Source organism: Streptomyces sp. NBC_00878, from assembly GCF_026341515.1.
Classification (GTDB): Bacteria; Actinomycetota; Actinomycetes; order Streptomycetales; family Streptomycetaceae; genus Streptomyces.
Window position 1 is genome coordinate 7,421,709 of sequence record NZ_JAPEOK010000001.1, and the last position, 25,817, is coordinate 7,447,525.

The 25,817-nt window shown below is 70.1% G+C and carries 16 protein-coding genes, 3 tRNA genes and 1 pseudogene; 10 read left to right on the forward strand and 10 right to left on the reverse strand.

Going from position 1 to position 25,817, the window contains the following annotated elements; translation table 11 throughout:
* Positions 1 to 14: 14 nt before the first annotated feature.
* Positions 15 to 1,190, reverse strand: coding sequence for a LacI family DNA-binding transcriptional regulator (locus OHA11_RS32165; RefSeq protein ID WP_266502353.1), 1,176 nt, complete (start codon positions 1,188 to 1,190; stop codon positions 15 to 17).
* 177 nt (positions 1,191 to 1,367) lie between these two features.
* On the opposite strand from OHA11_RS32165, the gene OHA11_RS32170 reads away from it, so the two are divergent.
* Positions 1,368 to 3,926: a CBM35 domain-containing protein gene (locus tag OHA11_RS32170; protein ID WP_266502355.1), complete on the forward strand. Its 2,559-nt coding sequence runs from the start codon at positions 1,368 to 1,370 to the stop codon at positions 3,924 to 3,926.
* Between the two features lie 68 nt (positions 3,927 to 3,994).
* Here the strand turns inward: OHA11_RS32170 and OHA11_RS32175 are convergent, their stop codons facing one another.
* The 3 genes from OHA11_RS32175 to OHA11_RS32185 form a co-directional block, all read right to left on the reverse strand.
* Entirely contained in the window at positions 3,995 to 6,202 is a 2,208-nt protein-coding gene (locus OHA11_RS32175; RefSeq protein WP_266502357.1) for a molybdopterin oxidoreductase family protein, read from the reverse strand.
* 167 nt (positions 6,203 to 6,369) lie between these two features.
* On the reverse strand, positions 6,370 to 6,669 hold the full coding sequence (locus tag OHA11_RS32180) for a hypothetical protein (protein ID WP_266502358.1): 300 nt from the start codon (positions 6,667 to 6,669) through the stop codon (positions 6,370 to 6,372).
* Between the two features lie 154 nt (positions 6,670 to 6,823).
* On the reverse strand, positions 6,824 to 7,531 hold the full coding sequence (locus OHA11_RS32185) for a vancomycin high temperature exclusion protein (protein ID WP_266502360.1): 708 nt from the start codon (positions 7,529 to 7,531) through the stop codon (positions 6,824 to 6,826).
* A 211-nt stretch (positions 7,532 to 7,742) separates the two neighbouring features.
* Between OHA11_RS32185 and OHA11_RS32190 the strand changes: the two genes are divergently transcribed.
* From OHA11_RS32190 to OHA11_RS32210, 5 genes are all read left to right on the forward strand, one after another.
* The gene (locus tag OHA11_RS32190; protein ID WP_266502362.1) at positions 7,743 to 8,639 is read left to right on the forward strand and encodes a sirohydrochlorin chelatase; all 897 of its coding nucleotides are present in this window, start codon (positions 7,743 to 7,745) and stop codon (positions 8,637 to 8,639) included.
* Between the two features lie 245 nt (positions 8,640 to 8,884).
* The gene (locus OHA11_RS32195; RefSeq protein ID WP_266502364.1) at positions 8,885 to 10,237 is read left to right on the forward strand and encodes a deoxyguanosinetriphosphate triphosphohydrolase; all 1,353 of its coding nucleotides are present in this window, start codon (positions 8,885 to 8,887) and stop codon (positions 10,235 to 10,237) included.
* Positions 10,238 to 10,358: 121 nt separating this feature from the next.
* Positions 10,359 to 11,624 carry an NAD(P)/FAD-dependent oxidoreductase gene (locus tag OHA11_RS32200; protein ID WP_266502366.1) on the forward strand — a complete coding sequence of 422 codons (1,266 nt, stop codon included), beginning with the start codon at positions 10,359 to 10,361 and terminating at the stop codon, positions 11,622 to 11,624.
* Positions 11,625 to 11,670: 46 nt separating this feature from the next.
* Entirely contained in the window at positions 11,671 to 13,563 is a 1,893-nt protein-coding gene (gene dnaG / locus OHA11_RS32205; RefSeq protein WP_266502368.1) for a DNA primase, read from the forward strand.
* Between the two features lie 136 nt (positions 13,564 to 13,699).
* Positions 13,700 to 14,107, forward strand: a complete 408-nt coding sequence (locus OHA11_RS32210) for a hypothetical protein (RefSeq protein WP_266507475.1) — start codon at positions 13,700 to 13,702, stop codon at positions 14,105 to 14,107.
* A gap of 27 nt (positions 14,108 to 14,134) precedes the next feature.
* Here OHA11_RS32210 and OHA11_RS32215 read toward each other — a convergent pair whose 3' ends face one another.
* Positions 14,135 to 15,346 carry an IS110 family transposase gene (locus OHA11_RS32215; RefSeq protein WP_266492891.1) on the reverse strand — a complete coding sequence of 404 codons (1,212 nt, stop codon included), beginning with the start codon at positions 15,344 to 15,346 and terminating at the stop codon, positions 14,135 to 14,137.
* 566 nt (positions 15,347 to 15,912) lie between these two features.
* Between OHA11_RS32215 and OHA11_RS32220 the strand changes: the two are divergent.
* Positions 15,913 to 17,215 (forward strand): annotated as a pseudogene (locus OHA11_RS32220) (RNA polymerase sigma factor).
* Between the two features lie 136 nt (positions 17,216 to 17,351).
* Here the strand turns inward: OHA11_RS32220 and OHA11_RS32225 are convergent.
* The 4 genes from OHA11_RS32225 to OHA11_RS32240 all read right to left on the reverse strand — a co-directional run bounded on the left by OHA11_RS32225 (position 17,352) and on the right by OHA11_RS32240 (position 23,040).
* Positions 17,352 to 19,280 carry an ABC transporter ATP-binding protein gene (locus OHA11_RS32225; RefSeq protein WP_266502372.1) on the reverse strand — a complete coding sequence of 643 codons (1,929 nt, stop codon included), beginning with the start codon at positions 19,278 to 19,280 and terminating at the stop codon, positions 17,352 to 17,354.
* On the reverse strand, positions 19,280 to 21,013 hold the full coding sequence (locus OHA11_RS32230) for an ABC transporter ATP-binding protein (RefSeq protein WP_266502378.1): 1,734 nt from the start codon (positions 21,011 to 21,013) through the stop codon (positions 19,280 to 19,282). Before OHA11_RS32230 ends, OHA11_RS32225 begins: the two co-directional genes overlap by 1 nt.
* A gap of 200 nt (positions 21,014 to 21,213) precedes the next feature.
* Positions 21,214 to 22,668: an FGGY family carbohydrate kinase gene (locus OHA11_RS32235; RefSeq protein ID WP_266502380.1), complete on the reverse strand. Its 1,455-nt coding sequence runs from the start codon at positions 22,666 to 22,668 to the stop codon at positions 21,214 to 21,216.
* Positions 22,669 to 22,731: 63 nt separating this feature from the next.
* On the reverse strand, positions 22,732 to 23,040 hold the full coding sequence (locus tag OHA11_RS32240; protein WP_266502382.1) for a YtxH domain-containing protein: 309 nt from the start codon (positions 23,038 to 23,040) through the stop codon (positions 22,732 to 22,734).
* Between the two features lie 162 nt (positions 23,041 to 23,202).
* On the opposite strand from OHA11_RS32240, the gene OHA11_RS32245 reads away from it, so the two are divergent.
* The 3 genes from OHA11_RS32245 to OHA11_RS32255 all read left to right on the forward strand — a co-directional run bounded on the left by OHA11_RS32245 (position 23,203) and on the right by OHA11_RS32255 (position 23,605).
* Positions 23,203 to 23,275: transfer RNA gene (locus tag OHA11_RS32245), tRNA-Asn, on the forward strand.
* 6 nt (positions 23,276 to 23,281) lie between these two features.
* Positions 23,282 to 23,357: transfer RNA gene (locus tag OHA11_RS32250), tRNA-Asn, on the forward strand.
* A gap of 174 nt (positions 23,358 to 23,531) precedes the next feature.
* A tRNA-Ile gene (locus tag OHA11_RS32255) sits at positions 23,532 to 23,605 on the forward strand.
* A gap of 518 nt (positions 23,606 to 24,123) precedes the next feature.
* On the opposite strand, the gene OHA11_RS32260 is transcribed toward OHA11_RS32255, so the two are convergent.
* Entirely contained in the window at positions 24,124 to 25,785 is a 1,662-nt protein-coding gene (locus tag OHA11_RS32260) for a glycoside hydrolase family 13 protein (RefSeq protein WP_266502384.1), read from the reverse strand.
* Positions 25,786 to 25,817: the final 32 nt, after the last annotated feature.

Consider the following 25,817-nt stretch of genomic DNA (forward strand, 5'->3'; position numbering starts at 1 on the left):
GCGGCCTCCCCAGCTCAAACGATCCCTCCAGCCGATCCGGGACCCGATCCGCGTCCCGGCCCGCGACCCGATCCGCGTCCCGGCCCGGGTCCCGGCCCGGGTCCCGGCCCGGGCCCCGGCCCTAGACCCGGGACACGACCCGTTCCACGCCCCGTGTCCCGCCACGGCCCCGAGCTCTCTCGTACGATCAACTCCGGTTCCGCACAAGGACCCTGGGTCCCGGCCGACGGATCGAGCAGCCGGTGCAGCAGCCCGAACGCCGTACGCCCGAGCCCCTCGAAGTCCAGCCGTACGGTCGTCAGCGCCGGAGCCAGATACGCCGACGTCGGCATGTCGTCGAAGCCCACGACGCTCAGGTCCCGGGGCACCGACCGGCCCGTCTCCCGTGCCGCGCGCAGCACCCCGATCGCCAGATCGTCGTTGCCGCAGAGCACGGCGGTGACGTCCGCGCGCTCCAGCAGTGAGCGCGCCGCCAGATGGCCCGAGCGCGGCGTCCAGCCGCCCACCACCGGCTCCGGTTCCTCGACCCCCGCCTCGCGCAGGGCGTCCAGCCAGCCCTCGGTGCGCTGCGCGGTCCGCGCGGTGGACGACGGCAGGGCCAGGTAGTGGACGGTCCGGTGGCCGAGGCCCAGCAGATGGCGGGTCGCGCGGGCCGCCGCGAGCCGGTCGTCGAGCCACACGTGCCGCGGGCCGGGGTCCACGCCGGGCGGCCGCTCGACCAACGCGGCCACCGGCGCCTCCGCGGGCAGCAGTTCCAGCGCCCGGACGCCCGCCGCGTCGAAGGCGATCACGATCACCGGATCGCCCGGCCGCACCAGCCGCGCCCGCAACTCGTCCGCGTCCGGGGCCGCGTGCCGCGCGAGCACGCTGATCGAGACCGCGAACCCGGCCGTGCGCGCCGCCTCCTCGATACCGCGCAGCGCCGACGCGTTGCCGTAGAGGGAGGTGTCGGAGGTGAGCACGGTGAGCGAGCGCACGGTCTTGCCCGCGAGCTCGCGGGCGGCCTGGTTGGGCCGGTAGCCGAGCGTGTCGATCGCGGTCAGTACGCGTCGGCGCGTGCTGTCGGCGACGCGTTCGTTGCCGTTGATGACGCGCGAGACGGTCTGGTAGGAGACGCCGGCCGCGCGTGCGACGTCCCGGATGGTCACGGGGGAGACCCCGGCACCGTCCGGAACTGCGTGAACGGTCACGCGAACCTCCCCAATACCCCAGGTGACCGCGGATATCTCTGCGGATGCGCCTGCCATACGCCTGCTACCGGTGCTGCCACGGGTCTTGACATGTCCGACGCCGACGGGAGAATCATGCGCTGATGTGACCGTTCACGCAAGAGTCGTTCATCCACCCTCGCGCTCTCCGGAGGAGCCATGTCCGTGACCGCCGAGGCGCAGCCGGATCCCGCATCCGCATCCGCATCCGCATCCGTATCCGCATCCGCATCCGTATCCGCGTCTGCATCCGCCGCCGTCCGCCTCACCGTTGACCTCGACGCCTCCGAGGGCGCCGTCATGCGTGGCGCGAACGGCGCGCTGTACGGGCTGAGCGACGACGGTGTGCCCAGCGACGCCGCCCTCGCGCCCCTCAAGGTGACGAGCGTCTCGCAGAAGCCGGAGGGCGGCCTCCAGCACCCCAACGGCGACGCCGTCACCGTCTCGAAGTCCTTCCTCCGCAACGGCGGCGGCGACGTCCTCGTGCTCATGCAGGACATGTACCAGAAGTGGCCGTACGAGGACCTCGGTATCGAGGACTACCTCACCAAGGTCGACCGGATCACCAAGGATCTCGCCGAGGCCCCGGACAGCGAGCACTTCGTCCACGTGCCGTTCAACGAGCCCGACCAGATCTGGTACAACCTCGGCGTCGCCGACCAGGCCGCCTACGAGAAGAACCGTGACCGGTTCCTCAGGGACTGGAAGACCGTCGTCGACCGCATCCGCGCGATCGACCCGGACGCCAGGATCGCGGGCCCGAACGAATCCGGTTACCACACACGGCTGTTGACGGACTTCCTCGCCTTCGCGAAGCGCGAGAACGTCCTGCCGTACCTCACCACCTGGCACGAACTCGGCCCGGACTCCCTGCGCGACTTCCAGGCCCACTACGACGACTACCGCGCCATCGAGAAGACGCTCGGCATCGATCCCCTCCCCATCAACATCGACGAGTACGCCAACCGCCGCGACCTCTCCGTGCCGGGCCAACTCGCCCAGTGGGTCTCGATGTTCGAGCGCAACAAGGTGTACGCGAACCAGGCCTACTGGGACGCCGCGGGCAACCTCTCCGGCAATGTCGTCCGCACCAACATCCCCAACGGCGGCTGGTGGTTCTTCCGTTGGTACGCGGGACTGACCGGCGACACGGTGAGGGTGACCCCGCCCTCGCCGAACACCGTCGACTCACTCCAGGGCCTCGCCTCGTACGACACCGGGCGACGCCAGGCGCAGGTGCTGCTCGGCGGCGCGGCAGGCGACGCGGACGTCGTCGTCCGGCACGTCGACCCGAAGGTCTTCGGCCGGACCGTCACCGCGACGGTGGCGGAGGCGACCTGGTCCGGATACGAGGGCGCGCACCCGGCACCACAGGTCCTCAAGCGAGTCAAGGCGCGGGTCGCCGCGGACGGCACGGTCACCGTGCCCCTCACCGGCCTCCACCAGATGTCGGCCTACCGCGTCGTCCTCACCCCGGCCGGCTCCGGCACCCCCGCCGCCGCGCACGTCCCCTGGTCGGCGTCGTACGAGGCCGAGGAGGCGACCATCACCGACGGCCGCGTCGACACCCAGGGCACGGTCTCGAACGCCAACGGCTATGCCACGTCCGGCACCAAGGACGTCGGCTCGCTCAACTCGCCGACCAGCAAGGTGGAGTTCGCGGTCTCCGTCCCGCGCACGGACACGTACGGCCTCTCGATCCTGTACGGCAACCAGAGCGGCACCCCGTCCACCCAACTGCTGTCCGTGGACGGCGAAACGGTCACGACGGTGACGTACCCCTCGACGGAGAACTGGACCTACCGAGGCCGCAGGACCGTCCCCGTCACGCTCACCGAGGGGAGCCACACCCTGACCCTCGCCAAGGGAGACACCGGCGAGGCGACCCTCGACCGCGTGGATCTCACGGCCCGCACTACCCCCACGACCTCCTACGAGGCCACACTCGCCGACATCTCCGGCAGCCCGGCGTACGACTACCGCGACGCCTCCGGCACCGGTACGGGCGCCCTGCGACTCGGCCACGGCGACAAGGCCGTCTTCGACGTGTACGCCCCGCGCGACGGCTACTTCACGCTGACCCCGCGCGCCTCAGACACGGTCCGGCTGTCACTGCACGGAGAGACGGTGACCGCCCGTCCGGACAAGGCGCTGCGGCTCTACCTCGTGGCGGGCAACAACCGTGTGACGGCGACGAGTTCGGGACGGGCGGGAGGCTTGGAAGGCTGGGGAGGTTCGGGAGCCTCGGAGGTCTCACTGCGCTCACTCGACGTCACCGGCTCCGGCTCGACCCGCGGCACCCTCACCTACGAGGGCGCGGCGGCCACGCTGGCCGGGGGAGCGGAACTGGTGGACTCACCCTTCGCGTCGGCGGGCTCGTACATCGGCCGGCTCGGCAACTCGGCAGCCAGCACAGCCCAGTTCAGGGTCGAAGCCCCCGAGCCGGGCCGCTACGTCCTCGTCGTCTCCTACGCCAACAACGACCGCCGCGACAACGGCCACGCATACAACACGGACATCGTGTCCCGCACGGCCACGGTCACGGTGGGTTCGAAGTCCCAGTCAGTGACGTTCAAGAACACGTGGAGCTGGGACGACTACTGGACGATCGGCGTCCCTGTGACCTTGGCAAAGGGCACGAACACGATCACTTTCGCCAACGCATCGGCATGGGCCCCGAACATGGACAAGGTGGAACTCGCTCCCGTACGTGGCTGAGGGGACGTCTATAGGGGCGCGGGGAACTGCGCGACAAGCCACAACCGACGGGCACCCGAACGACGAGCTCAGCCCACCCGCTCAACCCGAACCGCACAAGCCTTGAATTCCGGCATCCGCGAGGTCGGATCGAGGGCCGGGTTGGTCAACGTGTTGGCCCGCCCCTCGCCCGGCCAGTGAAACGGCATGAACACGGTGTCGGGCCGAATGGAACTGGTGATCCGCGCGGGCGCCACCGCGCGCCCGCGCCGGGACACCACGGCCAGCGGTTCCCCCTCCACGGCCCCGACCCGCTCGGCGAGCCGGGGATGCAGCTCCACGAAGGAACTGGGCGCGGCGGCGTTCAGCTCGTCGACCCGGCGGGTCTGCGCACCGGACTGGTACTGCGAGACCACCCGCCCGGTGGTCAGCAGCACCGGATACTCCTCGTCCGGCTCCTCCGCCAACGGCCGATGGTTGACGGCGACGAACCGCGCCCGCCCGTCGGGCGTGGCGAACCGTTCGAGGAAGAGACGCGGGGTACCGGGATGGGCTCCAGCTTCCTGGCCGCCGCCCTCCCGCTCTCCGGCGGAGCCACTCGTGGAGCCACCCGCGGAGCGATCCGCCGGGCGGCCCGGCGGGCGGCCCGCCGGGCCGCCCGCCGAGTCGCCCGTCGAACCGCCCGCCGGGCATGGCCAAAACACCCCGTTCTCCTCCGCCAGGCGGCGATACGTGATGCCCGAATAGTCGGCGGGCCCGCCCGCGCTGGCCCGGCGCAGTTCCTCGAAGACCTCCTCCGGGTCCGTGGGGAAACCCTTCTCCACGCCCAGCCGGTCGGCCAGTTCGTGCATCACGTGCAGATCGCTGTGGACGCCCTCCGGGGGAGTGATCGCCTGCTTGCGCAGCAGGACCCGCCCCTCCAGATTGGTCGTCGTGCCGCTCTCCTCGGCCCACTGGGTGACGGGCAGGACGACGTCCGCGAGCGCGGCCGTCTCGGACAGCACCACGTCGGCGACCGCGAGGAAGTCGAGGGACTTGAGCCGCTCCTCGATGTGGGCGGCCCGAGGCGCCGACACCACCGGGTTGGAGGCCATCAGCAACAGCGCGCGGATGTCCGTACCCATGGCGTCCAGCAGCTCGTACGCGCTGCGGCCGGGCCCCGGCAGCGAGTCGGGGTCGACGCCCCAGACCTCCGCCACATGACGGCGGGCGGCGGGATCGTCGAGCTTGCGGTAGCCGGGCAACTGGTCGGCCTTCTGGCCGTGTTCACGCCCGCCCTGCCCGTTGCCCTGCCCGGTGAGACAACCGTATCCGGAGAAGGGGCGCCCCGGACGCCCGGTCGCCAGGCAGAGGTTGATCCACGCGCCGACGGTGTCCGTACCCTTGGAGTGCTGCTCGGGCCCGCGCGCGGTGAGCACCATCGCGGACTCCGGCTCGCAGAACATCCGCACCGTCTCCCGGAGTTGGGGGACGGACACGCCCGTGATCCGCTCCACGTACTCCGGCCAGTGCGCCATCGCGGCGGCCCGAGCCTCCTCCCAGCCGGTCGTACGCTCCTGGATGTACGCCTCGTCCGTAAGCCCCTCCGCCACCACCAGGTGCAACAGCCCGAGGGCCAGGGCGAGATCCGTCCCCGGGCGGGGCGCGAGATGCAGGTCCGCCTGTTCGGCGGTCCGGGTGCGGCGCGGGTCGATGACGACCAACGTGCCGCCGTTCTCCTTGAGTTCGGTGAGATAGCGGAGTGCCGGCGGCATGGTCTCGGCGAGGTTGGAACCGACCAGGATGACGCACCCCGTCTTCGGGATGTCCTCCAGGGGGAAGGGCAGTCCCCGGTCCAGGCCGAATGCCTTGATGCCACCGGCCGCCGCCGAGGACATGCAGAAGCGGCCGTTGTAGTCGATCTGCGAGGTGCCGAGCACGACCCGGGCGAACTTCCCGAGCGTGTACGCCTTCTCGTTGGTCAGCCCGCCCCCGCCGAACACCCCGCACGCGTCCGGGCCATGCTCCGTACGCGTGCGGGACAACTCCTCCGCGATCCGGTCGAGCGCCTCGTCCCAGTCGGCCGGTTCCAGCACTCCCGCCCTGCGGATCAAGGGCGAGGCCAGCCGTACCCCGGGGGAGAGCAGGGCGGGCGCCGTACGGCCCTTGCCGCACAGCGCGCCCCGGTTCACCGGAAAGTCCGTCCGTTCCGTCACATCGACCGTCACGGCGCCGCTGTCACCCGTCACGGGCGTCAGGTTCATTCCGCATTGCAGCGCGCAGTAGGGACAGTGGGTGGGCGTCGCGGAGGTCTGCATACCACTCAGCGTGCGTCGGACGTGTTACGCGGCGGGACGCTCCCCGTTACACGGCAGGCACGGGGACCTCCCCGCCGGAACCGGCGGGACGTGAGGCAGTCCCGCCGGCCCCGCTCAGGAGCAGCGCCCACTCAGCCGTCGGGTCAGCCGTCGGTTCAGTGGCCGGCTCAGCACTCGTACGCGTAGTACGGGACGTCACCCGGCTCCAGCCCGATGCGTCCGATCCCGCCGGGGCCGATCTGAATACAGCTCGGGTCGAACCCGTCGACTTCGACAGAGGCGGAGATCGTGTAGCCGCACACGTTGTGGATGTCGGCCCAACCGTCGCCGGAGGCGCCGAGCTTGGCGCACCTCGGCTCCTTCGCCGGCGCCTCGTCGTCCGCCACGGCGGTCGTCATGGCGGCCGGAGCCGAGAAGAGTGCGGCCGCCATGGCGGCTACGAAGGCGGTGCGAAGAGCAGTCATCATGTGTCCTTTCTCCTGAGCCCGGTTCGGATCCGGGCTCCCGAAGTAGACACTATCCGTAGTCAGTTGACTACGGAACGCCATGGAACCGCTTTCACGCGGCAGGGTGAGCAGCTCTCGCCAAACCCGCCGACCCGCGTGATCTGCGTCTCGTCGACTATCGGCCGGCCGCCGCCAACGCCCGTTCCACGCCCGGCTCTTCGGGCCCGAGGAACCGCGGATCCGGCTCGAACGCCGCGTCCAGGACCGCCTTCCCCGCCGCGAACACCTCCCGGGCGCCCCCGTAGTACCAGGTCGCGTCGTGCACGGCGGCCACCCCGACCCCGTACGACTCGACGCCCGCCTCCTGGCAGAGCGCGACCGCCCGCCGGATGTGGAAGCCCTGGCTGATCAGTACGGCCTTGTCGACACCGAAGATCTTCTTGGCGCGTACGCAGGAGTCCCAGGTGTCGAAGCCCGCGTAGTCGCTGACGATCCGCGCGTCGGGCACGCCCCGCTCCGTGAGGTACGCGCGCATGGCGTCCGGTTCGTCATAGTCCTCGCGGCTGTTGTCGCCGGTGACCAGAACCACCTCGACGCGCCCGTCCCGGTAGAGCTCGGCCGCCGCGTCCAGCCGGTGCGCGAGGTACGGCGACGGCTCGCCGCGCCACAGCCCCGCCCCGAAGACGACCACCACGTCGGTGCGCGGCACGTCCGCCGCCGTCCGCAGCCGGTCGCCCGTGACCACGTACATCCACGTCGACGGAAGCAGTGCGAGGACACACCCGGCCATCACGACCTGCACGGCCCGCCGCTGCCCGGTACGGGTGCGCGGCAGACGCGGTCGCGGCAGGCGTGGTCGCGGCGGCAGCTTCGGACGGCGCATTGGACGGTCCCTCCCAAGGTGGCCTTGACCCTGGAGGACGCCGAACACGGTGATCCGGTTCGCCCGGCGCGCAGTGACCAGCTTCACTCCGGGAGCCGTAACCGCAGGTCACGACACCTCACACACCCCCTGCACCCCACCGTGAACGCCCGGAAAAACCCCGTCATTGCCGCGCAACGGGAAGGCAACCTCTTCCCGGCATCATCGGTGCATGACGGCGTCGAATCCTTCTCGCGAGTCCACGCCCCGCTCCGGCGGCCAGCCGCTCCATGGCGCCCACCTCGACAGTACGGGGCAACTCTTGAACCGGATCACCAGCCAGCTCGGCAGTCAGCTCAGCCGCGTGTCCCTCGACGGCACCCGGCGTCCCGTCCCGCCGACGCTCGTCCTCGTGGGCCACGGCAGCCGTGACCCACGCGCCCTGAGCACCATCCGGACCCTCCTGGACCGGATCCGTGACCTGCGCCCCGGCCTGCCCGTGCGCCTGGGACACATCGAGCTGAACGAGCCCCTGCTCCCCGACACGCTCGCGGAGCTCGGCACCGGTGACGCCGTCCTCGTACCGCTGCTGCTCAGCCGCGGCTACCACGTCAAGCAGGACATCCCCGAGGCCGCGGCCGCCTCGCGGGCACGCACCCGGATCGCCGCGCCGCTCGGCCCGCACCCGCTGCTCGTGGAGACGCTCTACGAGCGCCTCGTGGAGGCCGGCTGGCGGGCGCCCCTGGACCACGCGGAGCGCCGGGCGAGCGGGGTCGTGCTCGCCGCTGCCGGATCCCGCGACCCGGACGCGGCCGTCGACACCCGCCGTACCGCGGCCCTCCTGGCCGAGCGGCTCGGCGTCCCCGTCGTCCCCGCGTACGCGTCCGCCGCCGCCCCCACCGTGCCGGCCGCGGTACGCGCCCTCGCCGCCCGCGGCCGCCACCGCGTCGCCGTCGCCTCCTACTTCACCGCCCCCGGCCGCTTCTCCACCGAGTGCGCGGCGGCGGCCCCCTGGATTGCAGCGTCCCCCCTGGGCGCCCACCCGGCAATGGCCCGCCTGGTCCTGCACCGCTACGACCGGACGCTGGCAACCCCGGCCACACCGGAACGGACACTGGCCTCGGCGTAAGCGCTCCGCTGGGCCTGGTGCGTCGGCTGCGGGTGCGTCGTGGCTGGTCGCGCCCCGCGGCGGAGCCGCATATGTCAGCGCCCCGCGCCCCTTCGGGGCACGGCCGGCGCCGATGCTTCTGGGGGCGCGGGGAACTGTGCGACCAGCCCGACTCAACCCGCACCCGCAAACGAACAGTCCCCGGCAGACGCGCAGGCGAGAACACTCACGCCCCAATTGTCGGCGGCTCCGCTTACTGTCAAAGCATGGAAGGCACCAGTACCAGCACCGACACCGCCCAACAGGCACACAAGAACAACACCCCACCCCCCGCCTACGACCCCACGTCAGTGGCCCGCTGGGCCGTGGAACCCGACAAACGCCCAGGCCGCACCGCCTTCCAGCGCGACCGCGCCCGCGTACTGCACTCCTCGGCCCTGCGCCGCCTCGCAGGCAAGACGCAGGTCGTCACGCCCGGCACACGGAGCCAGGTCTGGGACGCGAGCCCCCGCACCCGCCTGACCCACTCCCTGGAGTGCGCCCAGGTCGGCCGCGAGCTCGGTGCCGCCCTCGGCTGCGACCCCGACCTCGTCGAGGCGGCCTGCCTCTCCCACGACCTGGGCCACCCGCCCTTCGGGCACAACGGAGAGCAGGCACTGAACGAGTTCGCGGAGGACTGCGGCGGCTTCGAGGGCAACGCGCAGTCGCTCAGACTGCTCACCCGCATCGAGCCGAAGCGCTTCGTGCACAGCGACGCCGTGGCCTCGGCCGCCGCCGCGGCGGGCGACGAACTCGTCAGCGTCGGCCTCAACCTCACCCGTGCCGCCCTCGACGCCGCCACCAAGTACCCCTGGTCGCGCGGCGCCCACCCGACCGACCCGAAGTCCGGGAAATTCGGGGTCTACGACGACGACCGTCCCGTCTTCGACTGGATCCGCGAGGGCGCCCCCGGCACCCGCACCACCTTCGAGGCCCAGGTCATGGACTGGTCCGACGACGTGGCGTACTCCGTGCACGACGTCGAGGACGGCCTCCACGCGGGCCACATCGACCCCAACTGCCTGCACGCCGAGCCCGAGCGGCAGGAGATCTTCCAGGTCGCCATCGGGCGGTACGTCCCCGTGGACACCGACCCCGCCGAGCTGGCCGGGGCTCTCGACCGCCTCCTGGACCAGGAGTGGTGGCCGCACGGCTACGACGGCTCCGCGGTCGCGCAGGCCAGGCTGAAGGACGCCACCAGCCAGCTCATCGGCCGGTTCTGCCTCGCGGCGGAGGGCGCCACGCGCGCGGCGTACGGGACGGGCCGGCTCACGCGGTACGCCGCCGAGCTGGTCGTCCCGCGCGCGGCCCGCCTGGAGTGCGCGGTCCTCAAGGCCGTCGCCGACCGGTACGTGATGCAGCGCGCCGAGCAGGAGCGGCTCCGCGCCGACCAGCGGATCGTCGTCGCCGAGCTGGCGGAGGCGCTCACCGCCCGCGCGCCGGACGGCCTGGACCCGCAGTTTCGAGCGCTGTTCGACCGGGCGTCGGACGACCGCGCCCGCAAGCGGGTGATCGTTGACCAGATCGCGTCCCTCACGGACGCCTCCGCGCGATCACTACATGTGAGTCTCAGGGGGTAGCTGTGGCGTCGGGCCACTGAAAGCGTGACCCTGCGTGGCCTGATCGGGCCACACCCCCTTCCCCCATCACGCTCCGTGCGGGACGCTCGCAGGTGGCGACATCCTTACGAGGAGGCATCAAGTGGTCGACGCAGATCAGACATTCGTCATCGTCGGAGGCGGGCTGGCCGGCGCGAAGGCGGCCGAGACGCTCCGGGCGGAGGGTTTCAAGGGCCGCGTGATACTGATCTGCGACGAGCGCGACCACCCGTACGAACGACCTCCGCTGTCCAAGGGCTATCTGCTCGGCAAGGAGGAGCGCGACAGCGTCTTCGTGCACGAGCCCGCCTGGTACGCGCGCAACGACATCGAGCTGCATCTCGGCCAGACCGTCGACGCCATCGACCGGACCGCGAAGACCGTCCGCTTCGGTGACGACGGCACGCTCGTCCACTACGACAAGCTGCTGCTCGTGACCGGCGCCGAACCGCGCCGCCTCGACATCCCCGGCACCGACCTCGCGGGCGTCCACCACCTGCGGCGCCTCGCCCACGCGGAGCGCCTCAAGCACGTACTGACCGCCCTCGGCCGGGACAACGGCCACCTCGTCATCGCGGGCGCGGGCTGGATCGGCCTGGAAGTCGCCGCGGCCGCCCGTGAGTACGGCGCCGAGGTCACCGTCGTCGAGCACGGGCCGACCCCGCTGCACTCGGTCCTCGGCCCCGAGCTGGGCCAGCTCTTCGCCGAGCTGCACCGCGAGCACGGCGTCCGCTTCCACTTCGGCACGCGGCTCACGGAGATCACCGGCCAGGACGGCATGGTCCTGGCGGCCCGCACGGACGACGGCCAGGAGCACCCCGCGCACGACGTCCTGGCCGCCATCGGCGCCGCCCCGCGCACCGGCCTCGCCGAGGCCGCGGGCCTCACGATGGCCGACCGCGCGCACGGCGGCGGCATCGCGGTCGACGAGCGGTTGCGCACCTCCGACCCCGACATCTACGCGGCCGGTGACGTGGCCGCCTTCCCCCACGCGCTGTTCGACACCCGCATGCGCGTCGAGCACTGGGCGAACGCGCTGAACGGCGGCCCGGCGGCGGCCCGCGCGATGCTGGGCCGCGAGCTGACGTACGACAGGGTGCCCTATTTCTTCTCCGACCAGTACGACGTAGGGCTCGAGTACTCGGGCTGGGCGCCCCCGGGCACGTACGACCAAGTGGTGATCCGGGGAGACGCGGGCAAGCGGGAGTTCATCGCCTTCTGGACGAAGGACGGGCGGGTGCTGGCCGGGATGAACGTGAATGTGTGGGACGTCACGGACCCGATCCAGCAGCTGATCCGGACCCGGACCCGGGTGGACTCCGAGGCGCTCGCGGACCCGCACGTTCCGCTGGACAGTCTGGTCCCATGACCGACGGCGGCGCTCGACTGTCACACCCTCCCCGTAGAATCCACGCGTGGCTGGAAGGATCAACGACGAGGACGTGAAGGCTGTTCGGGACGCGGTCCCGATCGACGCCGTGGTCTCGGAGTACCTCCAGCTGCGCAACGCGGGCGGCGGAAACCTCAAGGGTCTCTGCCCCTTCCACGACGAGAAGTCACCGTCCTTCCAGGTCAGCCCGAGCAAGGGGCTCTTCCACTGCTTCGGCTGCCAGGAGGGCGGCGACACCATCACGTTCGTGATGAAGGTCGACCACCTCACCTTCTCGGAGTCGGTCGAGCGCCTCGCCGGCCAGGCGGGCATCACGCTGCGCTACGAGGAGGGCGGGTACAACCCCTCCCACCAGCGCGGTGAGCGCATCCGCCTGGTCGAGGCCCACAAGATCGCCGCCCAGTTCTACATCGAGCAGCTCGACACCAGCTCGGAGGCCGACACCGGCCGCAAGTTCCTCGCCGAGCGAGGTTTCGACCAGGCCGCGGCCACCCACTTCGGCGTCGGCTACAGCCCCCAGGGCTGGGACCACCTCACGCGCTACCTCCGCGGCAAGGGATTCACCGACAAGGAGATCCTCCTCTCCGGCCTCTCCCAGGAGGGCCGCCGCGGCCCCATCGACCGCTTCCGCGGCCGCCTGATGTGGCCGATCCGCGACATCGGCGGCGAGGTCGTCGGCTTCGGCGCGCGCAAGCTGTACGAGTCGGACAACGGCCCGAAATACCTCAACACACCCGACACACCGATCTACCGCAAGTCCCAGGTCCTGTACGGCATCGACCTCGCCAAGAAGGACATCGCCAAGAGCAGCCGGGCGGTCGTGGTCGAGGGCTACACGGACGTGATGGCCTGCCACCTGGCGGGTGTGACGACGGCGATCGCGACCTGCGGTACGGCTTTTGGCGGCGATCACATCAAGATCCTTCGCCGCCTATTGATGGACAATGGCACGGCGCGTGTCATCTTCACCTTCGACGGTGACTCAGCGGGTCAGAAGGCGGCGCTGCGGGCGTTCGAGGATGATCAGAAATTCGCTGCCTCGACGTACATTGCGATCGCTCCGGACGGCATGGACCCGTGCGAACTGCGCCTGGCGAAGGGCGACGGGGCCGTTGCGGAATTGGTTCAGCCGCACACGCCGCTGTTTAAGTTCGCACTGCAACAGATCGTGCGGCGCTACGACTTGGAGACTCCAGGAGGTCGAGCGGCGGCTCTAGACGAGGCGGCACCCGTGGCTGCCCGGATCAAGGAGCGCACCGCGCGGCGTGAGATGGCTGTGGAACTCGCTGGCCTGGTCGGCATCCTGGACCAGGAGTTCGTGGTGGATCGTGTCGGCTACCTCAACCGGCGTAGTGGTGGTCAGGGCCCCGTGCCCACGCCTGCACGTTCCTCTCAGACCGAGACAGCTCCATCGAGGGCATTCGGGGGCCCCCCTTTGAACTTGCGTAATCCTGCGCATAAGACGGAGCGCGAACTCCTCAAACTGGCGCTCCAACGCCCGGAACTAGTCTCTCCGGCTTTCGACGCATTCGAGGCTGACGAATTCACTGCGCCGCCCTACGCTGCCGTACGCGAGGTCATCGTAGAGGCGGGTGGTGCCGAGTACGGCGTCCAGGATCCTCAGGATTACCTAGTTAAGGCCCGCGAGGCCGCCCCGGACGACGCGGTCCGCGCCATGGTCACGGAGCTGGCCGTCGAGGCGATCATGCGCAAGACCGTCGACGAGCACTACGCGGGCGAGCAGCTCGTGACCGTCCGCCGCCGAGCCGTCGAGCGCCGCGTACGGGACGTCCAGGGCACCCTCGCCCGAGCCAGCGCCCAGGGCGACCCGGCCCAGCTGGCCGCCGTACAGAACGAGTTGTGGGTACTCCAGCAGTACGACCAGGCTTTGCGGGAGAAGGGCGCGGGCGCGCTCTGAGGCGGGGCGGGGCCCGGCCCGGGTACGCGATCCGATCGGGGGGGGTGCCTCTATGTTCTTCGTCAAGCGTGTGGGCAGCTTCGGCTTGGGGTCCGTTCTTCTTCGTGGGGCATGAGACTGTCTGGTCGTGCCAGAGATGATGAGTGGGTTGGAGGCGGCCTTGGCTGAGGCGTCGTCTCCTTCGTGGACGCAACGTGTTCGTGCCGGGCGCGACCTTGCTTCCTTCGCTGATGTTTCTGAGGCTGCGGAAGCGCTGGTGGGGCTGCTGCTGGACGTCGAGGACACGGCGGTGATCCGACAGACGGCAGAGGCCCTGGCCCGGGTGGGGACGGTGGCCGCCGTAAGGCTCATCGCTCTCGCGGTTGCCGAGGCTGACGACAACCAGGCTGACTGGCTGCAGACCGGGGTGCATGACGCGCTCGTGGGACCGGACGGTGTGCCGGACGTCGCAGCGGCCTGCGCGAACCTCGCCCGGGACCAGGAGGACGCTGTCCGACGGGCTGCCGCAGATATCTCGGCGTGGACAGACGACACAAGGCGTTGACCTGAATCGACCTGCCTGTGGGCTGGTTCATGCAGCTGTCGCTTGGGGAAGGCGGGGTTCGTAGAAGGTGCCGTCGCGGAGCATGGCGAACAGAACGCTGATGCGTTGGCGGGCGAGGCGGAGGATGGCCTGGGTGTGGGTCTTTCCGCGGGCCCGGCACTTGTCGTAGTAGGTGCGGGAGGCGGGATCGGCGTTCATGCAGGCAAAGGCGGACAGGAACATGGCGCGTTTGAGCTGGCGGTTGCCGCCTCGGGGTGCGTGTTCGCCATGGATCGAGGTGCCCGACGACTTCGTGGTCGGGGCGAGTCCGGCGTAGGAGGCCAGGTGGGCGGCGCTCGGGAAGCTGGTGCCGTCGCCGACGGTGACCAGCAGGACGGCGGCGGTCCTGACGCCGACGCCGGGCATCGACGTCAGGACCGGGGAAAGAGGGTGGGCCTCCAGCAGGGCGTTGATCTGGGCTTCCAGGGCCCGGCGCTGTTCGTGGACAGCGGCGAGAGAGCGGGCCAGGGAGGGCACGACGATGTCGAGGGTGCCGGTGCCCGGGACCACGACGGTCTGCTCGTCCAACGCCTCGAAGACATCGTCGATCAGCCGCTGGGCCATGCGCGGGGCCTTGGGCCGGATGAGCTCGACGAGCCTGCGGCGGCCGGCTTTGCGCAGTGCGGCCGGGGAGCCGTAGCGCTCCAGCAGCCAGGTGACGGCCTGGTGGTCGAGGCGGGGGCCCAGAACGCGTTCCAGCGACGGGTGGAACTGGGTGAGCAGGCCGCGTATCCGGTTGGACGTGCGGGTGGCCTCAGCGGCGAGGTCCTGGTCGAAGCCCACGAGGACCGTGAGTTCGGCGGTGATCTCGTCGGTGAGCTCCAGCGAGCGCAGGGTGTGCGGCATGGTGCGGGCCGCATCCGCGATCACCGCGGCGTCCTTCGCGTCGGTCTTGGCCTCACCCGGGTACAGGTCGGCGATCCGCCGCATGGCCAGGCCGGGCAGGTAGGCGACCTCGCAGCCGGCGTCCCGGGCCACGGTCAGGGGGAGAGCCCCGATCGAGGCGGGCTGGTCCACGATCACCAGCACGGTGCCGAACTTCGCGGTCAGCTTGTCGAAGACGGCCCGTAGTTTCGGCTCGCTGTTGGGCAGCTGCTTGTCGAGGACCTTCTTCCCGGCTGGCGTGAGCCCATGGCCGTGATGGGCGCTCTTGCCGACGTCCAGGCCGAGGAATACGCCCACGTCTTGGGTGTCGAACATCGCGCCCTTCCAGGGAAGTTGAACGTGCCGGCCTCGGCAGTGGTGTCGTACGCGCGCATCCACGTTATGCAGACCTGCCGCCCGCGAACTGCCCGGCATTGCGCCGGACCGGGCGGTGGCCGGACCTCTCATCAGCGTCTCCGACGGCACCTCCCGGGCCCGGTGACACCACCCCCCAGGTCATCCGTTCGACAGGGGGACACAGTCATGCCGGGCCCGGAGGCCAGCGGCCCTCTTGCAGGACCGCGGAAAACATAACGGGGGCGGCGTATAACGGCGTACTACGGCGTTATACGGCGTACTTCGGGGAACCCGTCACCGTGACCATCGGCCGAGCGTCAACGTGACCATCGGCCGAGCACCGACTGCGAAGGCATCGGGCCGCGGGCGGGCACGATGTGCGTTCGTTCCGTAAGGGAACCGCACACTCGGGGATCGTGCCAGATCAGGGTACGAACGGGCACACGAGTTTTCCGCCAGGGTAACCACGCGGTCACGGACCGGACTCAAAAAGTCACCGCACGCCCCTCGTGGCGACGATGTGTCGTACTCCACACTGGGTTCCGGTGCCTGAGTCCTCGGAGCGCGGCCGACCCGAACGCGACGGGTCCTATGTCCCCGCGGTTCCGCTCAACGTGTTCGGGACGGACAGCGGCAAGGCCGTCGGCTCCGCCCCTCGACGTACCGCTGCCGCACGCCTCAGCAGCGACATTCCTGGAGGTCGCCCCCGTGCAGACCCAGACCCTCTCCCAGACCGACAACGCCACCGACACGGACACGGATTCCGATTCCGACGTCATAGCGGCCGTACCGCCGCAGAGCCGTGTCGCGCACCACCCCGAGACGGCGGCGGAGCCTCAGGGCCCGTCGGCCGAGCCCGACGAGCCGCCCGTCACCCTCGTGGAGACCGAGACGCCGGAGCCGGTGGAAGTCCCCCGCGGGCGTACGGACACCGGTGGGCCCTCGTCCGACCTGTTCCGCCAGTACCTGCGGGAGATCGGCCGGATCCCGCTGCTCACCGCGGCGGAGGAGGTGGAGCTGGCGCGCCGGGTCGAGGCCGGCCTCTTCGCGGAGGAAAGGCTGCGGCTGGCTCCCGACCTGGACAGCCAACTCGCCCTGGACCTCGACAAGTTGGTGGTCATGGGCCGGATGGCCAAACGCCGTCTGATCGAGGCGAACCTCCGGCTCGTCGTCTCCGTCGCCAAGCGGTACGTGGGGCGCGGGCTGACCATGCTCGATCTGGTCCAGGAGGGAAACCTTGGCCTGATCAGGGCGGTCGAGAAGTTCGACTACGCCCGCGGGTACAAGTTCTCGACGTACGCGACCTGGTGGATCCGCCAGGCCATGTCCCGGGCCCTCGCCGACCAGGCCCGGACGATACGGGTGCCCGTCCATGTGGTCGAGCTGATCAACAGGGTGGTGCGGGTGCAGCGCCGCATGCTGCAGGAACGGGGGTACGAGCCGACGCCGGAGGAGGTCGCGGCGCACCTGGACCTGCCCAGCGAACGGGTCAGCGAGGTCCTGCGGCTGGCCCAGGAGCCGGTGTCCCTCCACGCGCCTGTGGGCGAGGAGGACGATGTGGCGCTCGGGGACCTGATCGAGGACGGGGATGCGACGAGTCCTGTGGAGTCGGCGGCGTTCCTGCTCCTGAGGGAGCACCTGGAAGCGGTCCTGTCGACCCTCGGCGAGCGTGAGCGCAAGGTCGTCCAACTCCGCTACGGCCTGGCCGACGGCCGCCCCCGCACGCTGGAGGAGATAGGCCGCATCTTCGGCGTCACCCGCGAACGGATCCGCCAGATCGAGTCCAAGACGCTGAACAAACTCCGCGACCACGCGTTCGCGGACCAACTGCGGGGCTACTTGGACTGACCTGGGGTTTTCTCGCCCCCGCCGCCCAGGCCCCCGCTGAAATTCAGCCCCTCCGGCGTTTGAGGAGCGGGGGTTCGGGGGCGGAGCCCCCGAAAGGGACGGGAATGGGTAGGGGCGGCGGGGGCGAAAAATGCCCTCAGTCCACCTCCACCACCGCCTGCGCGAACTGGGCCTGGTACAGGCGCGCGTACGCTCCCTCCGCCGCCAGCAGGTCCGTATGCGCGCCCTGCTCCACGATCGAACCGTTCTCCATCACGAGGATCGTGTCCGCGTCCCGGATCGTCGACAAGCGATGCGCGATCACGAACGACGTCCGACCGTGCGCGAGCTTCGCCATCGCCTTCTGGATGAGCACCTCCGTACGCGTGTCCACCGAACTCGTCGCCTCGTCCAGCACCAGAATCACCGGATCGGACAGGAACGCCCGAGCGATCGTGATGAGCTGCTTCTCGCCCGCGCTCACCCCCGACCCCTCGTCGTCGATGACGGTGTCGTACCCGTCGGGCAACGTACGGACGAAGCGGTCCGCGTGCGCCGCCCGGGCCGCCTCCTCGATCTCCCCACGCGTGACCTCACGCGAAGCCCCGTACGCGATGTTCTCCGCGATCGTCCCGCCGAACAGCCAGGTGTCCTGCAGCACCATGCCGATCCCGGCCCGCAGTTCGTCCCGGGACATCTTCGCGACGTCGACCCCGTCGAGGGTGATACGCCCGCCCGTCACTTCGTAGAACCGCATCAGCAGGTTCACGAGCGTCGTCTTGCCGGCGCCCGTCGGGCCGACGATCGCGACCGTGTGCCCCGGCTCCACCTTCAGCGACAGGTCCTCGATGAGCGGCTTCTCCGGGTCGTACCGGAAGGAGACCCCCTCCAGCGCCACCCGGCCCCGGAGTTCCTCCGGACGCGCGCCCGTCACCGGGTCCGCCTCCTGCTCCTCCGCGTCCAGCAGTTCGAAGATCCGCTCCGCCGAAGCGACCCCGGACTGCACGAGGTTCGCCATGGACGCGACCTGGGTGAGCGGCATGGAGAACTGCCGGGAGTACTGGATGAAGGCCTGGACGTCACCGATCGAGAGGGCGCCCGAGGCGACACGCAGTCCGCCGACCACGGCCACCAGCACATAGTTCAGGTTCGACACGAACATCATCAGCGGCTGCATGACCCCGCTGTTGAACTGCGCCCGGAACCCGGCCTCGTACAGCTTCTCGTTCTCCTCGGCGAACTGTGCCGCCGACTCGTCCTGCCGTCCGAAGACCTTCACGAGGTTGTGGCCGGTGTACATCTCCTCGATGTGCGCGTTGAGCTTGCCGGTGGTCCGCCACTGCTGCACGAAGTGCGGCTGCGACCGCTTCCCGACGAGCACGGCCACGTAGAACGACAGCGGCACGGTGACCAGCGCGACGAGCGCGAGCAGCCACGACACCCAGAACATCATCGCCAGCACACCGACGATGGTCAGCAGCGAGTTGACGAGCTGGCCCAGGGACTGCTGGAGGGTCTGCCCGATGTTGTCGATGTCGTTCGTGGCGCGGCTGAGCACCTCACCGCGCTGACGCTTGTCGAAGTACGACAGCGGCAGCCGCGACAGCTTCGTCTGCACGTCCTCGCGCATGTTGTACATCGTCTTGTTGACGGCCCGGTTCACCAGCCGCGTCGCCACGGCCATCAGCAGACCTGCCACCAGGAACGCCGCGAGCGCGAGCCCCAGCACCTCGCCGACCGTGCCGAAGTCGATGCCCTTGCCCGGGGTGAAGTCCGTCCCGGAGAGCATGTCGGCCGTACCGCCGTCGCCGCGCTCCCGCATCGCCGCGAGGACCTCGGCCTTCGTCCGGCCCGCGGGCATCTCCCGCCCGACGACCCCGGCGAAGACGAGGTCGGTGGCCCGGCCCAGGATCTTCGGCCCGAGGACCGAGAGGCCGACGCTGACCACCACGGCGACGAGCATTCCGTACAAGGTCGCGCGTTCCGGTCGGAACTGTTTCAGGAGCCGCTTTCCGGACCCCCTGAAGTCCATCGAGTGCTGGTCGGGACCGCCCCCGGCCATCATCCGCCCCATGGGCCCGGCCATCAGGCTGCCTCCGCTTCCGTCAGCTGGGAGAGCACGATCTCCCGGTATGTCTCGTTCTCCGCCATCAGTTCGTGGTGGCGGCCGGCGCCGACGACCCGGCCCTCGTCGAGGACCACGATCCGGTCGGCGTCCCGGATGGTCGACACCCGCTGGGCGACGATCACGACGGTCGCCTCGGCGGTCTCCTCGCCGAGGGCCCGGCGCAGCGCCGCGTCCGTCGCGTAGTCGAGCGCCGAGAAGGAGTCGTCGAAGAGGTAGATCTCGGGCCGCTGCACGAGGGTCCGGGCGATGGCGAGCCGCTGCCGCTGACCGCCCGACACATTCGTCCCGCCCTGCGCGATCGGCGCGTCCAGACCGTTCTCAAGACCCTCCACGAAGCCCTTGGCCTGCGCCACCTCCAGCGCGTGCCACAGCTCCTCGTCGGTCGCGTCCGGATTCCCGTACCGGAGATTGGTCGCCACCGTGCCCGCGAAGAGGTACGGCTTCTGCGGTACGAGGCCGACCGTGCGCGCGAGCAGCCGCGGCTCGACCGTGCGTACGTCGACGCCGTCCACCAGCACCTCGCCGTCGGTGGCGTCGAACAGCCGGGGGACGAGGCCGAGGAGCGTGGACTTGCCGCTGCCGGTCGAGCCGATCACGGCGGTGGTCTCGCCCGGCCGGGCCACCAGGTCGATGGTCCTGAGCACCGGTTCCTCGGCACCCGGGTAGCGGAACCCGGCGCCCCGGATCTCCAGATGCCCGTGCCGCCGCAGCTCCAGGACGGGCGCCTTCGGCGGGACCACGCTGCTGGAGGTGTCCAGAACCTCCTGGATGCGCTCGGCGCACACCTCCGCGCGCGGCACCATCATGAACATGAAGGTGGCCATCATCACGGACATGACGATCTGCATGAGGTAGGCGAGGAAGGCGGTCAGCGCGCCGATCTCCATCCCGCCGCTGTCGATCCGGTGGGCACCGAACCACACCACCGCGATCGAGGACACGTTCACGACCGTCATGACGATCGGGAACATCAGCGCCAGCATCCGTCCGGTGCCCAGGGACACCTCGGTGAGGTCGGCGTTCGCCTTCCGGAAGCGCTCCTCCTCGTAGCCGTCGCGTACGAAGGCGCGGATGACGCGGTTGCCGGTGATCTGCTCGCGCAGCACCCGGTTCACCGTGTCGAGCCGCACCTGCATGGTGCGGAACAGCGGCCGCAGCCGGCGCACGATGAGGCTGACCGAGATCCCGAGCACCGGCACGACGGCGAGCAGCACCCCCGACAGCGGTACGTCGAGACCGAGCGCGAGGACGATGCCGCCCACGCACATGATGGGGGCCGACACCAGCAGGGTGAACGTCATCAGGGTGAGCATCTGCACCTGCTGCACGTCGTTCGTCGTGCGGGTGATCAGCGAAGGCGCCCCGAAGTGGCCGACCTCACGCGCGGAGAACGACTGCACCCGGTCGAAGATGCCGGCCCGGATGTCCCGGCCGACCGCCGAGGCCGTACGAGCGCCGTAGTAGACGGCCCCGATGTTGCAGACGACCTGGGCGAGAGAGATGCCGATCATCACGGCGCCGAAGGACAGGATGTAGCCGGTGTCGCCGTCCACGACACCGTTGTCGATGATGTCCGCGTTGAGGGTGGGCAGGTAGAGCGTGGCGCAGGTCTGCAGGAACTGCAGCAGGACGAGCAGGGCGATGGGTTTCTTGTAGGGCGTGAGATAGGTACGCAGGAGTCGTATGAGCACGCTGGGTCTCTCGGAGTCGGCGGCGGGGCGGTTGGTTGCCCCTGGCCCCTATCGTCGGACACTCCCCCCGTGTTACCTCAACTCATTAACCCAAGAGAGGTCCAAGAGCGGACGGGGTCTCAGTCGGAAGGCGTAGGCCGTAGCAGTATGCCGTCCGAGCCGTCCCGCCGTCGGAAACTCTGCGCAACCCTCCGAGGGGCTCAGGGGCGGAAGGCACCCGGGTGGGTCTGGTCCCGTACCGACACGTACTGCTGCCGCACGGCCTGCCCCACCGCCAGCTCCTCGCCCGGCTCCAGGACCTGCGCGGCCGCGCCCTGCCAGACGGGCGGCAGCCCCGCCTGGATCGTGCCCTGCGAGACACCGAGCGCCCAGGCCGCCTGCCGGGCCGCACCGATCGCCGCGTAGTCCGCGGGCTGCGGCACCACGATCTGCGTACCGAGCAGCGCGGGCGCGCAGGCCTGCACCGCGCTCAGCTCGGCGGCCGGGCCCAGCAGGAAGGTCCGCCGCACCTCCACGCCCCGCTTGCGGAGCACGTCCAGCGCGTCCGCGAGCCCGCACAGCATGCCCTCGAAGGCGGCCCGCGCCAGGTGCTCGGGCTTCATCGACTCCCGCCGCAGCCCGGCCAGCGTCCCCGCCGTGTGCGGCAGGTTGGGCGTCCGCTCACCCTCCAGATAGGGCAGCATGACGAGCCCGTGGGAGCCCGGGGTGGACTTCATCGCCAGGTCCGACAGGCCCTCCAGGTCCGGTACGCCGAGGAGTTCGGCGGCGCCGCGCAGTGCCCGTACCGCGTTGAGCGTGGTGACGACCGGCAGGTGCATCCCGGTCGCGTCCGCGAGCGAGGTGATCATTCCGGAGGAGTCGACGAGCGCCTCGTGGTGCACGGCCATCACGGAACCGGAGGCGCCGAGCGACACCACCGCGTCCCCGAGCCCGATGCCCAGACCGAACGCCGCCGCCATCGTCTCGCCCGTCCCCGCCGAGATCAGCAGCCCCTCGGGCGTCGTCCCCGCGGCCTCCCACGGCCCGAGCACGTCCGGCAGCAGCGCCTGATGCCCGAGCGCCAGCTGTACGAGGTCGGGCCGGTACCCACCGGTCGCAGCCGACCAGTAGCCGGTGCCCGAGGCCCCGCCTCGGTCGGTGGTCCGACGGGCCGGGCGGCCGAGCAGCTGCCACACCAGCCAGTCGTGCGCCTGGAGCAGCACGGTGGTGCGCAGCGCGGCGTCGGGTTCGGTCTTCGCGAGCCAGCGCAGCTTCGTCACCGGCTGCGCGGCCTGCGGCACGCAGCCCACGGCCTGCGCCCAGGCCTCCCGCCCGCCGAGCGCGTCGACCAGGTCGGCGGCCGCGACCTGCGCCCGCTTGTCCCCGCCGACCATCGCCGGACGCACCGTGTTGCCCTGGGTGTCCACCGGCACGAGCCCGTTCTGCTGCGCGGAGACGCCGATGGCCTGGACACCTTCGAGGAGCCCGCCGCCCGCGGCCTCGCCCAGGGACAGCAGCCAGGCCTGCGGGTCGACGTCCGAGGGCCGGCCACCCTCGGACGGACCGTCGACCGGGTGCGGGGCATAGCCCTGCCTGAGCACGGCTCCGCTGTCCGCGTCGCAGACGACGATGCGAGTGAAATCGGGCGAACTGTCCAGCCCGGCGACTATCCCCATGGCGGAAATTCTGCCGTACGACCGGACCGGGCCGTACCGGACCGGCTGAGGCGGCCGTACCGGTTACGTATTGCCGGTGCCCCAGTCGTCATCGGTTCGCGTGCCGTTCGTGTTGCGCTCACGCAGGTGACGGACCCTTTCGGCCACCGAGTCCGGGACCCGGTCACCGACCTTCTCGCTCACCACGTGGTACGCCTTGCCGGCGAACTCACGCCCCTGCTGGGCCGCGGACTCGGCGGTGTTGCGCACCGCGGGGTTCTGAGCGACCTGCTGGGCGGTCTTCCTCAACTGCTCGTAGCGCTCGCGCCCGGCACGTGTGCCCAGCACGTAACCCAGGGCCAGTCCGGCGACGAACGTGAGCCGGTAGCGCATGACGGCCACCCTTCTCTTGTGAGTCGGTCCCTTACGGCGCGTAGGTCGCAGACGGGTTACCGATTGGCGGAGCACCCCCCTGCTTGCGCTAATGTATGTGTCGCAGCGAGCGCACGCCCTCTGGCGAATACCCAGGGAGGTACGTTCGATGCAACGAGGCAATCCTCCGTAGCTCAATTGGCAGAGCAGCCGGCTGTTAACCGGCAGGTTACTGGTTCGAGTCCAGTCGGGGGAGCTTCGATCTTCCGTAGCTCAATTGGCAGAGCAGCCGGCTGTTAACCGGCAGGTTACTGGTTCGAGTCCAGTCGGGAGAGCCACCTGGAGCACCTGGACGAGGACCCCGTTGGGGTCCTTTTTCATGTCCCCGGGAACCGCTGCGCCCCAGGTGAGGTCCTTGAGGGCAGGCGAAGTCGACCATCCGAAGCAGGAGATCGTATGAGCGGCTATGCTGCGGCAGACGGCGCGCACAAATGTGCGCGACGCGCCGTAATGGGGCGGTAGCTCAGCCGGTTAGAGCAGCGGACTCATAATCCGTCGGCCGTGGGTTCGAGTCCCACCCGCCCCACTTCGCGCTACGCGGAGAGAATCGATCTGACCTGCGGCTTTTTCGTGTCCCGCGCTTGGATCCGATGGTGGCGCAGCGGCCTTCAAGGTGTGTATGCCGTCCCAGGGGCCAAGCCAGGGGCCAACTGATGTCAGATATCTACTGATTTCCATGCGGCCTTGTCAGGTCCGTGTCAGTGCCTTCACGGGTGTTCTGAAAGGCCTTGCCGGTGAGCTGCTCGCCAGGATGGCTGGCTTGCCTGACGGAAGTCGGCGGCGCGCGATGGGGTGTCTGTGCACTGGACCTGGTCACAGCAAGCCGGGCAGGGTGCGTGTCGGTCCGGCCCTGAAACGGCCCGAACTGAAAACGGTCCGGCGGGTACGCCGGACACGGCTTCAGATGTCAAGGACCGTTCGATCACCCCGCTGATGGACCAGGGCCTGTCCGGTCGGCGGGGAGGAACACCGGACAGGCCCTGGTGGATTCGGGCGGGAAGGGGCGTAGGAGGACGCCGGCGGGGATGGTCCCGTAGCCGTCCGTCAGTCCCGGTTCAGCAAGACCGTCGTGTCGGGCAGAAGCATGCCGTCCTTGCTGAGTGGTCCTGAGGCGAGGAGGGGGCTGGCGTCGGGAAGAGGGGTCGGCTGGTCGGAGAGGTTGACCGCGCAGAGCAGGCCGTTGCCTCGTTCGAAGAGGAGCGTGCCGTCCGGGCTGTCCAGCCAGCGGAAGTCCTCGCCCCGCAGGTTGGGGTTCGTGCGGCGCAGGCGCAGGGCGGAGCGGTAGAGCTGGAGCATGGAGGCGCGGTCGGCCTGGTTGGCTTCGGCGGTGTAGGACTTCCACTCCTCGGGCTGGGGCAGCCAGGGGGTGGCGGACACGGAGGTGCTGAAGCCGAAGGGCGGGGTGTCGCCGGTCCAGGGGAGGGGGACACGGCAGCCGTCGCGGCCTCGGATCGTGTGGCCGGAGCGTTCCCAGGTGGGGTCCTGGAGGGCCGACTCGGGGAGGTCTTCGACCTCGTAGAGGCCCAGTTCCTCGCCCTGGTAGATGTACGCGCTTCCCGGCAGGGCCAACATCAGCAGGGCCGCCGCTCGGGCACGGCGGGTGCCGAGAGCGAGGTCGCTGGGGTGGCCCTGGTCGCGCATCGGGGTGGTGACGCCGGTGTGGGCGCGGCCGTAGCGGGTGACGTGGCGGGTTTCGTCGTGGTTGGACAGGACCCAGGTGGCGGGGGCGCCGACGGTGGCGAGGTCGGTGATGGTGCGGTCAATGACCTCACGCAGCTTGTCGGCTTCCAGGGCGCACTTGAGGAAGTCGAAGTTGAAGGCGGTGTGGAGTTCGTCGGGGCGGAGGTAGTCGGGCATGCGGCCGGGGCGCACGTGGGCCTCGGCGACGAAGACACGGCGGTCCTCGTAACTGTCGGCGATCGCACGCCAGTTACGGAAGATGTCGTGGATTTCGGCGCGGTCCCAGTGGGGGTGGTTCTCCTGGCCTTCCGCCGCCAGGACCGAGAACTCCATCAGGCCCTGGTCCGGTAGGGCCGGGTCCTTGACCATGCCGTGGGCGACGTCGATGCGGAAGCCGTCGACGCCCAGGTCGAACCAGAAGCGCAGGACCGACTCGAACTCTGCCCGGACCTCGGGGTTGTCCCAGTTGAGGTCGGGCTGTTCGGGGGCGAAGAGGTGGAGGTACCACTGGCCGTCGGCGGTGCGGGTCCAGGTGGGGCCGCCGAAGGCGGCGTGCCAGTCGTTGGGGGGTAGGGATCCGTCCTCGCCCTTGCCGTCGCGGAAGATGAACCGCTCCCGCTCCGGGGAACCGGGCGCCGCCGCCAATGCCTCCTGGAACCAGGCGTGTTGGTCGGAGGTGTGGTTGGGGACGATGTCCAGGATCACCCGCAGGCCCAGCTCGTGGGCCTCGGTGATCAGCTTCCGGGCCTCGTCGAGGGTGCCGTATGTGGGGTGGATGCCTCGGTAGTCGGAGACGTCGTAGCCGCCGTCGGCCAGCGGGGACGGGTACCAGGGGTTGATCCAGATCGCGTCGATGCCGAGGTAGGCCAGGTACTGCAGGCGGGAGCGGAGACCGGCGATGTCGCCGGTTCCGTCGCCGTCGCCGTCGGCGAAGCTGCGTATGTAGACCTGGTAGATGGCGGCGGAGCGCCACCAGGAGTCACCGGCGGAGGTCGCGGTGTCGTTCGTGGGGGTCGGGTTGCTCATAACGCTCGGTCCTGACTGTTCTGGAGGTGGTG

Coding starts and splice junctions, on each gene's coding strand:
- OHA11_RS32170 (WP_266502355.1), top strand. CDS start 1,368: ATGTCCGTGACCGCCGAGGCGCAGCCGGATCCCGCATCCGCATCCGCA.
- OHA11_RS32175 (WP_266502357.1), bottom strand. CDS start 6,202: ATGCAGACCTCCGCGACGCCCACCCACTGTCCCTACTGCGCGCTGCAA.
- OHA11_RS32180 (WP_266502358.1), bottom strand. CDS start 6,669: ATGATGACTGCTCTTCGCACCGCCTTCGTAGCCGCCATGGCGGCCGCA.
- OHA11_RS32185 (WP_266502360.1), bottom strand. CDS start 7,531: ATGCGCCGTCCGAAGCTGCCGCCGCGACCACGCCTGCCGCGACCGCGT.
- OHA11_RS32190 (WP_266502362.1), top strand. CDS start 7,743: ATGACGGCGTCGAATCCTTCTCGCGAGTCCACGCCCCGCTCCGGCGGC.
- OHA11_RS32195 (WP_266502364.1), top strand. CDS start 8,885: ATGGAAGGCACCAGTACCAGCACCGACACCGCCCAACAGGCACACAAG.
- OHA11_RS32210 (WP_266507475.1), top strand. CDS start 13,700: ATGATGAGTGGGTTGGAGGCGGCCTTGGCTGAGGCGTCGTCTCCTTCG.
- OHA11_RS32215 (WP_266492891.1), bottom strand. CDS start 15,346: ATGTTCGACACCCAAGACGTGGGCGTATTCCTCGGCCTGGACGTCGGC.
- OHA11_RS32225 (WP_266502372.1), bottom strand. CDS start 19,280: ATGGCCGGGCCCATGGGGCGGATGATGGCCGGGGGCGGTCCCGACCAG.
- OHA11_RS32235 (WP_266502380.1), bottom strand. CDS start 22,668: ATGGGGATAGTCGCCGGGCTGGACAGTTCGCCCGATTTCACTCGCATC.
- OHA11_RS32240 (WP_266502382.1), bottom strand. CDS start 23,040: ATGCGCTACCGGCTCACGTTCGTCGCCGGACTGGCCCTGGGTTACGTG.
- OHA11_RS32260 (WP_266502384.1), bottom strand. CDS start 25,785: ATGAGCAACCCGACCCCCACGAACGACACCGCGACCTCCGCCGGTGAC.